Genomic DNA, 12,220 nt, shown 5'->3' on the forward strand with positions numbered 1-12,220 from the left:
CACATCGGCGCGCCACACCCGCCCGCCCTCTTCCGCGCCGTCCGCCGCAGGCCGTACGGTTCGCTGTGACCGCTTGATCTCGAAGAGTGATCGAGGAGAAGGGTTCCGTCATGCCCGAGAACGCCGCCGCGGGCGTGTCGCCCCGTCCGCCGTTGACCCTGGACGAGCTGCGCACCCTGGTGGACACCGGAGAAGTCCACACCGTCGCGCTGGCGTTCACGGACATGCAGGGGCGCCTGCAGGGCAAGCGCTTCGCCGCCCGCTTCTTCCTGGACGAGGTGGTCGAGCGCGGCGCCGAGGCCTGCGACTACCTGCTGGCCGTCGACGTGGACCTGAACACCGTGGACGGCTACGCCTTCTCCTCCTGGGCGACCGGCTACGGCGACTTCGCGATGCGCCCCGACCTCGGCACCCTGCGGCTGACCCCCTGGCAGCCGGGCACCGCACAGGTGACCGCGGACCTGGCCCGGCACGGCGGCCACCCGGTCGACGCGGCCCCGCGCCAGTTGCTGCGCCGCCAGATCGCGCGGCTGGCGGAGTACGGGCTGGCCGCCGACATCGGCACCGAGTTGGAGTTCCTGGTGTTCCGGGACACCTACGAGCAGGCCTGGTTGGGCGGCTACCGCGGTCTGACGCCGGCGAACCTGTACAACGTGGACTACTCGATGCTGGGCACGGCCCGGGTGGAGCCGCTGCTGTCCCGGATCCGCACCGAAATGGCGGGCGCGGGCCTGGTGGTGGAGTCCGCGAAGGGCGAGTGCAACCTGGGCCAGCACGAGATCGCCTTCCGTTACGCGGACGCGCTGACCACCTGCGACCAGCACAGCGTCTACAAGACGGGCGCGAAGGAGATCGCCGCGCAACAGGGCTGCGCGCTGACCTTCATGGCCAAGTACAACGAGCGCGAGGGCAACAGCTGCCACATCCACCTGTCGCTGCGCGACGCGGTGGGCGCGCCGGCCTTCGCCGACCGGGACGGCCGGATGACCGACACCATGCGGCACTTCCTGGCCGGCCAGCTGACGGCGCTGCGCGAGTTCAGCCTGCTGTACGCGCCGAACATCAACTCGTACAAGCGGTACCGCCCGGGCTCGTTCGCCCCGACGGCGGTGGCCTGGGGCCGGGACAACCGGACCTGCGCCTACCGGGTGGTCGGCCACGGCCCCGGCCTGCGGATGGAGAACCGGGTGCCGGGCGGGGACGTCAACCCGTACCTGGCGGTGGCCGGGATGATCGCGGCCGGCCTGCACGGGCTGCAGCGCAAGCTGGAGCTGCCCGCGCCGTGCCTGGGCAACGCCTACGCGGTGCAGGAGTACGCCCGGGTGCCGGGTTCGCTGCGCGAGGCGGCGGAGCTGTGGGCGCAGAGCGAGACGGCCCGGGCCGCCTTCGGCGACGACGTGGTCGAGCACTACCTGAACATGGCCCGGGTGGAGCAGTGCGCCTTCGACGGGGCCGTGACCGACTGGGAGCGCTACCGCTCCTTCGAACGGATGTGAGGCCGATGACCGAGCCGGCTACCACCGGGCCCACCAGCAGCACCGTCCGCAATCCGACCACCGGCGAGGTGCTCGCCACCGTCCCGGACACCACCGCCGAGCAGCTGGAAGCGGCGGTGCAGCGCGCGCTGAAGGCCCAGTCGGGCTGGGCGGCGCTGGCACCGGGTGAACGGGCCCGGCTGCTGCGCCGGTTCGCCGACCAGGTCGAGGTGCATGTCCCGGAGCTGGCCGCGCTGGAGGTGCGCGAGGCCGGGCACACCGTGGGCAACGCCCGCTGGGAGGCCGGCAACGTCCGGGACCTGCTGGAGTACGCGGCCGGGGGAGTGGAGCGGCTGACCGGCCGCCAGATCCCGGTGGCGGGCGGCCTGGACGTGACCTTCCACGAGCCGGTCGGCGTGGTCGGGGTGATCGCGCCGTGGAACTTCCCGATGCCGATCGCCGCCTGGGGCTTCGCGCCCGCCCTGGCGGCGGGCAACGCCGTCCTGCTGAAGCCCGCCGAGGCGACCCCGCTGACGGCACTGCGCCTGGCCGAACTCGCCCTGGCGGCAGGGCTGCCGGAGGGCCTGTTCCAGGTGGTGCCGGGCGCGGGCGGGACGACCGGGCGGGCCCTGGTGGACCATCCGGCGGTCCGCAAGATCGTCTTCACCGGCTCGACCGTGGTCGGCAAGGAGGTGGCCGCCCGCTGCGCGGCCCGGGCCAAGCGGGTCACCCTGGAGCTGGGCGGCAAGAGCCCCAGCATCGTCTTCGCCGACGCCGACCTGGCCCGCTCCGCGGACCCGATGTCCTTCGCCGACAACAGCGGCCAGGACTGCTGTGCCCGCAGTCGGATCCTGGTCCAGCGGGAGGTGTACGACGACTTCCTGGCCCTGCTGCTGCCCGCCGTCGAGGCGCTGCGCACCGGCGACCCGGCGGACCCCGAGACCCGGCTCGGCCCGCTGATCTCGGCCGCCCAGGTGCGCCGGGTGGCCTCCTACCTCACCCCGGAGCTGCCGGTGCTGGCCCGCGGCGCGGTGCCGGACGGGCCCGGTTACTGGTACCCGCCGACGGTGATCGCGCCGCCCGACCCGCAGGTGCCGGCGGTCACCGAGGAGATCTTCGGTCCGGTCGCCGCCGTGCTGCCCTTCACCGACGAGGCGGACGCGCTGCGGTTGGCCAACGCCACCCGTTACGGCCTGTCCGGCTCGATCTGGACCAGGGACCTCGGCCGGGCGCTGCGGCTGGCCCGGGGCGTCGCGGCGGGCAACCTGTCGGTCAACTCGCACTCCTCGGTGCGGTACTGGACGCCGTTCGGCGGCTACGGCGAGTCCGGCGTCGGCCGGGAGCTGGGGCCGGACGCGCTGCGCCAGTTCACCGAGACCAAGAACGTCTTCATCCACAGCGAGGAGTAGCAGCCCGATGACCGACAACGACGCCACGGTGTGCCGCCGACTGGTCGACCGCACCGCCGTGATCACCGGCGCGGGCAGCGGGATCGGCCTGGCGGCCGCGCGCCGGCTCGCCTCGGAGGGCGCGAAGGTGGTCTGCGCGGACCTGGACGAGGAGTCGGGGCGGGCGGCGGCCAAGGAGGTCGGCGGCCTGTTCGTGCACACCGACGTCACCGACCCGTACATGGTCGAGGCGCTGTTCGACGAGGCCTACGAGAGGTACGGGAGCGTGGACGTCGCGTTCAACAACGCGGGCATCTCGCCGCCGGAGGACGACTCGATCCTGACCACCGGGCTGGACGCCTGGCGCAAGGTCCAGGAGGTCAACCTGACCTCGGTGTACCTGTGTTGCAAGGCCGCGCTGCCGTACATGCGGCGGCACGGGCGGGGCTCGATCATCAACACCGCCAGCTTCGTGGCCCGGATGGGCGCGGCCACCTCGCAGATCTCGTACACCGCCTCCAAGGGCGGGGTGCTCGCGATGTCCCGCGAACTGGGCGTGCAGTTCGCCCGGGAGGGGATCCGGGTGAACGCGCTGTCGCCGGGGCCGGTGGACACCCCGCTGCTGCGGGAGCTGTTCGCCGAGGACCCGGAGCGGGCGGCCCGCCGGCTGGTGCACATCCCGTTGGGCCGGTTCGCCCGGGCGGAGGAGATCGCCGCCGCGGTGGCCTTCCTGGCGAGCGACGACTCGTCCTTCATCACGGCGAGCGAGTTCCTGGTGGACGGCGGCATCTCGGGCGCGTACGTGACCCCGCTGTAGCCGCGCGGCGGCGCGGCGGGCCCCTTCTCACCGTAATCTCATCGAAAACCGCCGGAATTCCGGGCTGCGCTGATTTCGCGCTTATCCACGTGCCTTTAGATTCTCTGTTGTGAGTGAGCAGATTCCCGCCGGGTGGTACCCGGACCCGAAGGACACCGGCAGCGACCCGAGGCCGCAGCGCTGGTGGGACGGCAGGGGTTGGACGGCCAGCACCCGGCCCGCACCCTCGGACGCCCCGGAGCCGGTGCCCCCGGCGGCCGGGGCTCCGGGGCCGGGGGCGGCCGAGGAACCCAAGGTCCTGGAGGGGGAGGTGCTGGACAGCGGACCGACGGTCCGCTACCCGGAGCCGCCGCCCTTCGGCACCGCCTACGGTGCCGCGGCGCCGCCCCCGGCGCGGGGGCCCCGGCGCCGCCCGTCCCGGCTGGTGATCGCCGCCGCCGTGGCGGCGCTGCTCGGCCTGGGCGCCGGCTCCGGGATCACCTACCTGGCGATGGACGGCCACGGCGACAACCGCCCGCAGCGCAGCGCCCGACCGGTCGTGCCGAACGGCGAGAACGGGCCCTGGAACGGCTTCCCGGGCCTCGGCGGCGGCAACGGCGACAGCGGCAACGGTGGGAGCGGGGGCGGCGGCAACGGGAGCGGTGGCAACGGCGGCAACGGGAGTGGCGGCAACGGCAGCGGCAAGACCAGGCCAGGCGCCGGGAACGCGATCGACCCGGTGAACCGGCTCACCCTGCCCGTCCCCTCCGGCTGGCAGGCCGGCGCCACCAGCGACGGCTACGCCGCGCTCACCGTCGGCTCGTACACCTGCCCGGACGGCAGCCAGTGCACCCTCGGCGGCGTGACCACCGGCCGGATCGACGGCGGCGGCACCGACGCCCAGGCGGCGGCCAAGGCGGACATCGACAAGGCGGCCAAGCAGTCGTACGGCGACATCACCGGGCACCAGGAGCTGAAGTCCGAGGCGGTCAAGGTCAACGGCCAGGACGGCTACCTGGTCCGCTGGAAGGTCGACGCGCCCAAGGGCAACAACGGCTACGTGCAGACGGTGGTCTTCCCGTCCGCCGACGGCAAGGCGCTGGTCTCGGTGCACTTCGGCTTCGACATCGCCGACAAGGCGCCGGACCCCGGCGTGATGGACACCATCCTCAACGGCATCACCGACTACAAGGGCAAGCTGCCGTCCCTCCCGGGCGGCGGACTGCCCGGCGGCGTCCCCGGTGGCGTTCCCGGCGGTGGTGCCGCTGGGACCGGCGGCACCAGCACCTGAGCCACCCGCTCCTCACACGGGGTGGAGCCACGGAACCGGGTCGGACGGGGGCGTGGCCGGCCCGGCCCCGCGTCCGGCGTCAGGAGTCGCGTCGAACAGCCTCGATGCGACGGCGCCGGAGCACCATGCCGGCCCAGCCGACGCTGATCGCGGCGGCGCCGGCCAGCAGCAGCGGACCGGTGGCCGACGTGCCGACGGCCGCGGAGGTGGTCGGGATCACCGCGCCGGCCGGGGAGTTGGGGTCACCGCCGTGGCCGTGGTGGGCGACCGTGGACTTGGACGCGTCGGCCGCGATCTGCGCGTCGCTGGGCGCGGCCGGGGCCTGCGCGGCGAGCGCCGTGCCGGCCGGGGCGCCGGCCGTGCCGAAGTCGATGTCGGAGCAGCTGTAGAACGCCTCCGGGCTGTCGCTGCGCTGCCAGACCGTGTACAGCAGCTGGCGGCCGGTGCGTTGCGGCAGGGTGCCGGAGTAGGTGTAGAAGCCGTTGGTGGCGGTCCGGTCGACCTGCACCTGGGCGACCGGGGTCGGGTCGAGGTCCGACCACTTCAGCGGCTTGGTGGGGTCGTAGCTCGGCTTGGTGATGTAGACGGTCTGGGTACCGACGTGCGGTGCGGTGGTGCGGAACTGGAAGGTGAAGGCGCCCGCCCTGACCGCGGTGGCCGGCCAGTCGGTGCGCGGCCAGTCGAGGGCCTGGTACTTGTCGCGGTTGGCCGAGCAGAGCTTGCCGTCCGGGATCAGCGCCTGGTGGTTGCCGGCCGCGTTGGCGATGTTGACCTCGTTCCAGTCGTACAGCGGCTGGGTGCCGCTCGTGGCGACGAGGTCCTTGCAGACCTGGGACACCGGGTGCTCGGGGCCCTCGGCGTAGCAGGCGGCGACCCGGCTGACCGGGTTGGTCATCGTGCCGTGGGCGCTGGCGGTGCCGGCGGTGGAAACGGCCACCGCGAGGACCGCGGCGCCGACCACACCGACGGACAGGGCACTTCGCTTGATGGACATGGGGTGGGGACTCCTTGACCGTCGTTCCGGGCGAGTGTGGGGGAGCGGGCACGCCTGCCCGTTCGGGAGCCGCCGGCCCGGCGCACGGCCCCGGCCAGAGCGTAGAATTGGTCTGGACCAGAGTGCAATAGTCGTGCGCCGGCCACTTGTTGACGGACTGTAGGCCCCAGATCAGCGCAAAGGCCCGATGGAAGGCTGTGGTTAGCCGTTCCATCGGGCCCGCTTAAGGCTCCGGAAAGGTCGGGCGTCAGAAGTTCAGGCTGCCGTTGATCGTGTGGGCCTGGACGACCTTGCCGTGGACCGTGGCGGTGCCGCTGATCTCGTTGTGCACCGTACCGGGTTGAGCAGGCACCTGTGGCGCCAACTCATCCAGGATCTGCCGGAGTTCATCGACGGCCTCCGGGTTCTCGCGGAACAGCGTGCGCAGTCGGGTGCGCAGCACCGCGGTCTGGTCGTTGCGGGCCTCCTGGTCCTCGCCGGCCTCCAGCAGTCCGCTCCGGACCGCTTCCAGCTCGGCGCCGGCCTGCTCGTCGCTCGCGCCCCGCCCGAACAGCCGGGCGAACCGCGAACTGACCTGCTCCCAGGCCGCGGTGGCCATCAGCGTGGCCAGCGACGTGGCGCCCGACGTCACCATCTGTTGCACGATCTCGGCTTCCATGCGGCCCCCCTTCTCTCCCTGCTCCGCACTATCGGCACCACGGTAGAGCACGGACGGGGCGCCGGTCAGAGGAACGTCTTCCCCTCACCCCGGTATGTCGGGGCGGTCCGCACCACCCGATCCCCCTCGATCAGGTGCAGTTCGGCGAAGCGCTCGCACAGCTCGCCCGCCTTGGCGTGCCGGAACCAGACCCGGTCGCCGATCAGCAGGTCGTCCGCGGCCGAGCCGAGCAACGGGGTCTGCACCTCGCCGGCGCCCTCCATCGGGTCGTACCGCAGCCCCTGCGGCAGGTACGGCACCGGGGAGCGGTCCGGGCCGGCCGCGCCCGAGGCGGGGTAGCCGCCGCCGAGCACCGTCACCACCCCGACGCCGGGTCGGCGCACCACCGGCTGGCCGAACAGCGCGGCCGGACGGCCCTGGAACGAGCGGTAGTTGTCGAACAGCCGGGGCAGGTAGAGCCCGGAGCCGGCCGCGACCTCGGTGACGGCGCGCTCGGCCGCGGTGGACTCCACGCTGCCGGTGCCGCCGCCGTTGACGAACTCCAGCTCGGCCACCCGCCGCAGCCGCCTGACCACGGCCGCGCGCCGCTCGGCCAGCTCGGTCCGGGCCTTGGCCTGCATCAGCCGGATCAGCCGCGAGCGCGCCGGCCGTCCGGGCACCCGGTCGCCCACCCCGGCGACGTGCCCCTCGTAGGCCATCAGGCCGACCACCCGGAACCCCCGGCGGTGCTGGACGAGTTCGGCGAAGGCGCCGAGGTCCTCGGGGGTGCGCAGCGGGGAGCGTCGGGCGCCCACCCGGACGCGTCCGCCGAACAGGTGCAGCGCGGTGTCCAGTTCCAGGCAGACCCGCACCTCGGCGTCGCCGCCGCGGGCCTTGTCGATCAGGTCCAGCTGGGCGGGGTCGTCGAGGACGACGGTGATCTCGCGGGCGAGCGCCGGATCGGCGGTCAGCTCGGCGTAGCCGGTCCGGTCGGCGGAGGGATAGGCGAGCAGGATGTCGCGGACGCCGGTGCGCGCCAGCCAGAGCGACTCGTCGAGGGTGTAGCTCATCACCCCGGCGAAGCCGTCCACGGCCAGTGCGCGCTCCAGCAGGGCCCGGCAGCGCACCGACTTGCTGGCGACCCGGATCGGCTTGCCGGCGGCCCGGCGTACCAGGTCGGCGGCGTTGGCGTCGAAGGCGGCGAGGTCGACGACGGCCACCGGCCCGTCCAGGTGTGCGGTGGCCCGGTCGTACCGGTGGCGGTCGGAGACCGGGGCGGGGGCGGCGGTTTCGAGCATGACCATGCGCGCAGAGTGCCACACCGTCCTACCCGTGGGTAGGCCCCGCGTGCAGGGAAATGAGGTCGGGGGCGCGCGGTGGCATAGGGTCGGCGGGTGGACCGCAAGAACATCCCGAACCCCGGCTTCGCCGACGACGACGGCACCGCCGACCCGGCGCTCACCGAGGCCCTCGCCCGCTGGTCGCAGGACCGCGCGGCGGAGCCCGAGCTGCTGGCGGCGCTGACTCCGACCCGGCTGATGGTCCCGATCGTCGCCCTCCTGGGCGAGGTCGAGGTGGACGAGCACGGGCACAAGCACGAGAAGACCAGCGACATGGCCGTCCCGGTGCTGGAGGCCCCGGACGGGCGCCGCGCGCTGCCGGCCTTCACGTCGCTGGAGACGATGGCCCGCTGGCGCGCCGACGCCCGCCCGGCGCCGGTGGCCGCTCCGCAGGCCGCGATGGTGGCCTTCTCCGAGCGCGCCGACACCCTGCTGATCGACCCGGCCGGTCCGGTCGCCTACCAGGTGGCCGGGGCCCGGCTGCGGGCGCTGGCGGAGAACCGGCCGTACCTGCCGCCGGTGCGCGACCCCGAGGTGCGCGAGGCGGTACGGGCGCTGCTGGCGGCCGAGCCGCAGGTGCTCACCGGGCTGCTGGCGGCCGCTGAGGGCGCGGACGGGGTGCTCGCCGTGGTGTTCGACCCGGAGCTGGACCAGCCGGGCGTCCAGGCGGCCGCGCAGCGGGTGGGGCGGGCGGTGGCCGCGGACCCGGTGCTGCGGGTGCGGCTGGACCGGGGGCTGGACCTGGCGGTGCTGCCGGCGACCGCGCAGCTGCCCGGCGAGCCGCTCTACCGGCGGTAGGAACGGCTCGGGCGGTGGGAACAGAGCAGGGGCAGTGGCTCACGAGAGCCACTGCCCCTGCTGCGTACCCGGGTCAGGAGTAGACCGGCCCGGTGAACTTCTCGCCCGGGCCCGTGCCCGGGGCGTCCGGGACGATGGAGGCCTCGCGGAAGGCCAGCTGCAGCGAGCGCAGGCCGTCCCGCAGCGGCGCCGCGTGGAAGTTGCTGATCTCCGGGGCGCCGGCGGTGATCAGCCCGGCCAGCGCGGTGATCAGCTTGCGGGCCTCGTCGAGGTCCTTGTCCTTGTCGCCGCCCTCGGCCAGGCCGCACTTGACCGCGGCGGCGCTCATCAGGTGCACCGCGACGGTGGTGATCACCTCGACGGCCGGGACCTCGGCGATGTCCCGGGTGAGGTCGTCGAAGCCGATCGCGTCGTCGTCCGCGCCGGGGGTCTGGGTGGGCTCGCTGCTCAAGGGGGGCTCGTTCCGTCGTGCCGGTGTCCGTACCCCTGGAGCGTACAAGTTGGTCCGAAGTGGGGCGGAATAGTGTTCTACGGCGCAACGCTGTATGCTTCGAGACTGACCGGCCGGGATCCCGCAGGGGAGCCTGGCCAGCAAGAGGAGGCTCCACCCAGGAGGCCCGAGAGGGCAACCGCGAAAGTCTCCCACCTGGTCGACCTCGCGGTCGACGGGTCCCGGTCCGCGACGGGCGCCACGGCGCCGAGTCGCCGCAGCGCTCCTCACCAGGGCGCCGCCCCCGGTTGTGTGGAGCCCCGCTTGTACCGAGCGGGGCTTTTTTCGTGTCGCGGTGCACACGGTACCGAGCAGGTGCCTGGCAGCGCAGCACGAATGAAGCCCCGCCCAGTGGTCGAGTCCACTACGTGCGACCGCCGTCCGACGGCCGCATCGCAGAAGGTGCAACCGAGGAGGCCCCATCAGCACCGAGCCCCGCATCAACGACCGGATTCGCGTTCCGGAGGTGCGACTCGTCGGTCCCAGCGGCGAGCAGGTCGGCATCGTGCCGCTTGCCAAGGCGCTGGAGCTCGCGCAGGAGTACGACCTCGACCTGGTCGAGGTCGCGGCGACCGCCCGGCCGCCGGTGTGCAAGCTCATGGACTACGGCAAGTTCAAGTACGAGTCGGCCATGAAGGCCCGTGAGGCGCGCAAGAACCAGGCGCACACGGTCATCAAGGAGATGAAGCTCCGGCCGAAGATCGACCCGCACGACTATGACACCAAGAAGGGTCACGTCGTTCGGTTCCTCAAGCAGGGCGACAAGGTCAAGATCACGATCATGTTCCGCGGTCGTGAGCAGTCCCGCCCCGAGCTGGGCTTCCGTCTGCTGCAGCGGCTCGCCGACGACGTCCAGGACCTGGGCTTCGTCGAGTCCTCGCCGAAGCAGGACGGCCGAAACATGATCATGGTTCTTGGCCCGCACAAGAAGAAGACCGAGGCGATGGCCGAGGCCCGCGCGCTCGCCGACGCCCGCAAGGCCGAGCGTCAGGGCCGGACCCCCGGCTCCGACGCCGCCGCGGCTGACGAGGACGCAGCGCTCGAGGCCGAGAACGCCGCGGCCGAGGCGGAAGCCGACGAGGCTGACGTCGAGGACGCCGCCGAGGTCGAGCAGCCGGCCGAGGCCTCCCAGGACGCCTGAGCCGTTACGGCCAGGGCGGCCCGGGGGACCGGCCACCAGAGGTGACGGGGCGTCCCGCCCGGTCACCGTAGATCCATCCAGTTCACGCCCGCGTGGCTCAGGCCGCGCGGGCGCGGACGGGACCGACGAGGAGATACGGCGAAATGCCGAAGCAGAAGACGCACAGTGGCGCCAGCAAGCGCTTCAAGATCAGTGGCTCTGGCAAGGTGCTGCGCGAGCGCGCCGGCCGCCGCCACCTCCTGGAGCACAAGCCCTCGACGCTGACCCGCAAGCTGGCCGGGACCGTCGAGCTGGCCCCCGCTGACGCCAAGAAGATCAAGAAGCTTCTCGGCAAGTGATCGCCCTCCCGCTCGGCGCGAGCCCGAGCGGGGCAGCTGATCCTTCCCGACCCATTCGAATGACGGACCACGTGAAGTAGTCCGTGGTCCAATCCAAGGAGTAATCAAGTGGCACGCGTCAAGCGGGCAGTCAACGCCCACAAGAAGCGCCGGGTCATCCTGGAGCGCGCCAGCGGCTACCGTGGCCAGCGTTCGCGGCTGTACCGCAAGGCCAAGGAGCAGGTCACCCACTCGCTGGTCTACAACTTCAACGACCGCAAGAAGCGCAAGGGCGACTTCCGTCAGCTGTGGATCCAGCGCATCAACGCTGCGGCCCGTGCCAACGGCATCACCTACAACCGCTTCGTGCAGGGCCTGAAGGCCGCCAGCGTCGAGATCGACCGCAAGATGCTGGCCGACCTGGCCGTCAACGACCCGGGCGCCTTCGCGTCGCTGGTCGAGGTCGCCCAGAAGGCGCTGCCGGCCGACGTCAACGCCCCCAAGGCTGCCGCCGACGCCGCCTGATCTTCCGAGATCAGTCGAGCTCTGACCGGACCCGCAGGCCCTCCTGCGGGTCCGGTTCTGCGTTCCCCCGGATCTTCAGCGGTTTCCCCGGATCCTCAGAGCCGCCCGCCACAGAGAACGAGACCATGCCGAGCACCGACATCCCCCTGCTCACCTCCGTGCGCTCGCCGCGCGTCGTCGCCGCCCGCCGGCTCGCCAAGCGGAACCAGCGCACCAAGGAGCGCCGCTTCCTGGCCGAGGGCCCGCAGGCCGTCCGGGAGGCCGTCGCCTTCGGGCAGCTGCCGGGATCGGCCGAGCACGCCGTGGTCGAGGTGTACGTGACCCCGGAGGCCGCCGAGCGGCACGCCGGCATCGTCGAGGCGGCGCTGGCCGAGGGACTGCCGGTGCTGACCGCCACCGACGAGGTGATCGCGGAGATCTGCGACACGGTGACCCCGCAGGGCATCGTGGCGCTCTGCCGCTTCATCGACACCCCGTTCGCCGAGGTGCTCAAGGCCCGCCCGAGGCTCGTCGCGGTGCTCGCCCACGTCCGCGACCCCGGCAACGCCGGCACCGTGCTGCGCACCGCCGACGCGGCCGGCGCGGACGCCGTGGTGCTCACCGACGCCTCGGTGGACCTGTACAACCCGAAGGCCGTCCGGGCCTCCGTCGGCAGCCTGTTCCACCTGCCGGTGGCGGTCGGCGTGCCGGTCGAGGAGGCGGTCGGGCAGCTGCGCGCGGCCGGAGTCCGGGTGCTCGCCGCGGACGGCGCGGGGGAGCGCGACCTGGACCAGGAGCTCGACGAGGGCACCCTGGGCGCGCCCGGCGCGTGGGTGTTCGGCAACGAGGCGTGGGGGCTCCCGGAGGAGACCCGCGCGCTCGCCGACGAGGTCGTGCGCGTCCCGATCCACGGGCACGCCGAGAGCCTCAACCTGGCCACCGCGGCGGCCGTCTGCCTGTACGCCTCGGCCCGGGCGCAGCGTTCGCCCGGCGGCTGCCGCTCGAACGCCTGAACCGCGCGCTCGCGGCGCGCCCGGATCACCCCGCCG

13 protein-coding genes are annotated in these 12,220 nt (G+C 73.0%); 9 read left to right on the top strand and 4 right to left on the bottom strand.

What is annotated here, in order from left to right; genetic code table 11:
- The first annotated feature begins 110 nt into the window (after window positions 1-110).
- From ACIO5E_RS12290 to ACIO5E_RS12305, 4 genes are all read left to right on the top strand, one after another.
- Window positions 111-1,496: a glutamine synthetase family protein gene (locus tag ACIO5E_RS12290; protein ID WP_400666446.1), complete on the top strand. Its 1,386-nt coding sequence runs from the start codon at window positions 111-113 to the stop codon at window positions 1,494-1,496.
- A gap of 5 nt (window positions 1,497-1,501) precedes the next feature.
- Window positions 1,502-2,884, top strand: coding sequence for an aldehyde dehydrogenase family protein (locus ACIO5E_RS12295; protein ID WP_400666448.1), 1,383 nt, complete (start codon window positions 1,502-1,504; stop codon window positions 2,882-2,884).
- A gap of 7 nt (window positions 2,885-2,891) precedes the next feature.
- The gene (locus ACIO5E_RS12300; RefSeq protein ID WP_400666450.1) at window positions 2,892-3,680 is read left to right on the top strand and encodes a 3-oxoacyl-ACP reductase; all 789 of its coding nucleotides are present in this window, start codon (window positions 2,892-2,894) and stop codon (window positions 3,678-3,680) included.
- A gap of 109 nt (window positions 3,681-3,789) precedes the next feature.
- Window positions 3,790-4,950 (top strand): DUF2510 domain-containing protein, encoded by a 1,161-nt coding sequence (locus ACIO5E_RS12305; protein WP_400666452.1) that lies wholly within the window; start codon window positions 3,790-3,792, stop codon window positions 4,948-4,950.
- A gap of 79 nt (window positions 4,951-5,029) precedes the next feature.
- On the opposite strand, the gene ACIO5E_RS12310 is transcribed toward ACIO5E_RS12305, so the two are convergent.
- The 3 genes from ACIO5E_RS12310 to ACIO5E_RS12320 all read right to left on the bottom strand — a co-directional run bounded on the left by ACIO5E_RS12310 (window position 5,030) and on the right by ACIO5E_RS12320 (window position 7,885).
- Window positions 5,030-5,944 carry a lytic polysaccharide monooxygenase gene (locus ACIO5E_RS12310; protein ID WP_400666454.1) on the bottom strand — a complete coding sequence of 305 codons (915 nt, stop codon included), beginning with the start codon at window positions 5,942-5,944 and terminating at the stop codon, window positions 5,030-5,032.
- A 247-nt stretch (window positions 5,945-6,191) separates the two neighbouring features.
- Complete coding sequence (locus ACIO5E_RS12315) at window positions 6,192-6,602, bottom strand: hypothetical protein (RefSeq protein WP_400666457.1); 411 nt, start codon at window positions 6,600-6,602, stop codon at window positions 6,192-6,194.
- A gap of 65 nt (window positions 6,603-6,667) precedes the next feature.
- Window positions 6,668-7,885, bottom strand: a complete 1,218-nt coding sequence (locus ACIO5E_RS12320) for an alanine racemase (protein WP_400666459.1) — start codon at window positions 7,883-7,885, stop codon at window positions 6,668-6,670.
- Between the two features lie 90 nt (window positions 7,886-7,975).
- On the opposite strand from ACIO5E_RS12320, the gene ACIO5E_RS12325 reads away from it, so the two are divergent.
- The gene (locus ACIO5E_RS12325; RefSeq protein ID WP_280681705.1) at window positions 7,976-8,719 is read left to right on the top strand and encodes an SseB family protein; all 744 of its coding nucleotides are present in this window, start codon (window positions 7,976-7,978) and stop codon (window positions 8,717-8,719) included.
- Window positions 8,720-8,792: 73 nt separating this feature from the next.
- Here the strand turns inward: ACIO5E_RS12325 and ACIO5E_RS12330 are convergent, their stop codons facing one another.
- Window positions 8,793-9,170 (bottom strand): DUF1844 domain-containing protein, encoded by a 378-nt coding sequence (locus tag ACIO5E_RS12330; protein WP_280681703.1) that lies wholly within the window; start codon window positions 9,168-9,170, stop codon window positions 8,793-8,795.
- A gap of 460 nt (window positions 9,171-9,630) precedes the next feature.
- Here ACIO5E_RS12330 and infC point away from each other — a divergent pair, with 460 nt between their 5' ends.
- From infC to ACIO5E_RS12350, 4 genes are all read left to right on the top strand, one after another.
- Window positions 9,631-10,350, top strand: a complete 720-nt coding sequence (gene infC / locus ACIO5E_RS12335; RefSeq protein ID WP_280681875.1) for a translation initiation factor IF-3 — start codon at window positions 9,631-9,633, stop codon at window positions 10,348-10,350.
- A 143-nt stretch (window positions 10,351-10,493) separates the two neighbouring features.
- Window positions 10,494-10,688, top strand: coding sequence for a 50S ribosomal protein L35 (rpmI, locus tag ACIO5E_RS12340; RefSeq protein WP_030055648.1), 195 nt, complete (start codon window positions 10,494-10,496; stop codon window positions 10,686-10,688).
- 108 nt (window positions 10,689-10,796) lie between these two features.
- Window positions 10,797-11,192 (top strand): 50S ribosomal protein L20, encoded by a 396-nt coding sequence (gene rplT, locus ACIO5E_RS12345; protein ID WP_030055649.1) that lies wholly within the window; start codon window positions 10,797-10,799, stop codon window positions 11,190-11,192.
- Between the two features lie 125 nt (window positions 11,193-11,317).
- Entirely contained in the window at window positions 11,318-12,184 is an 867-nt protein-coding gene (locus ACIO5E_RS12350) for a TrmH family RNA methyltransferase (protein ID WP_400666462.1), read from the top strand.
- Window positions 12,185-12,220 lie beyond the last annotated feature (36 nt).

The organism is Kitasatospora sp. NPDC087314 (assembly GCF_044744365.1).
Taxonomy (GTDB): domain Bacteria; phylum Actinomycetota; class Actinomycetes; order Streptomycetales; family Streptomycetaceae; genus Kitasatospora.

Bases quoted from the DNA above. Each gene is read 5' to 3' on its own strand.
- rpmI (WP_030055648.1), top strand. From the start codon at position 10,494: ATGCCGAAGCAGAAGACGCACAGTGGCGCCAGCAAGCGCTTCAAGATC.
- ACIO5E_RS12295 (WP_400666448.1), top strand. From the start codon at position 1,502: ATGACCGAGCCGGCTACCACCGGGCCCACCAGCAGCACCGTCCGCAAT.
- ACIO5E_RS12290 (WP_400666446.1), top strand. From the start codon at position 111: ATGCCCGAGAACGCCGCCGCGGGCGTGTCGCCCCGTCCGCCGTTGACC.
- ACIO5E_RS12350 (WP_400666462.1), top strand. From the start codon at position 11,318: ATGCCGAGCACCGACATCCCCCTGCTCACCTCCGTGCGCTCGCCGCGC.
- ACIO5E_RS12315 (WP_400666457.1), bottom strand. From the start codon at position 6,602: ATGGAAGCCGAGATCGTGCAACAGATGGTGACGTCGGGCGCCACGTCG.
- ACIO5E_RS12300 (WP_400666450.1), top strand. From the start codon at position 2,892: ATGACCGACAACGACGCCACGGTGTGCCGCCGACTGGTCGACCGCACC.
- ACIO5E_RS12310 (WP_400666454.1), bottom strand. From the start codon at position 5,944: ATGTCCATCAAGCGAAGTGCCCTGTCCGTCGGTGTGGTCGGCGCCGCG.
- ACIO5E_RS12320 (WP_400666459.1), bottom strand. From the start codon at position 7,885: ATGGTCATGCTCGAAACCGCCGCCCCCGCCCCGGTCTCCGACCGCCAC.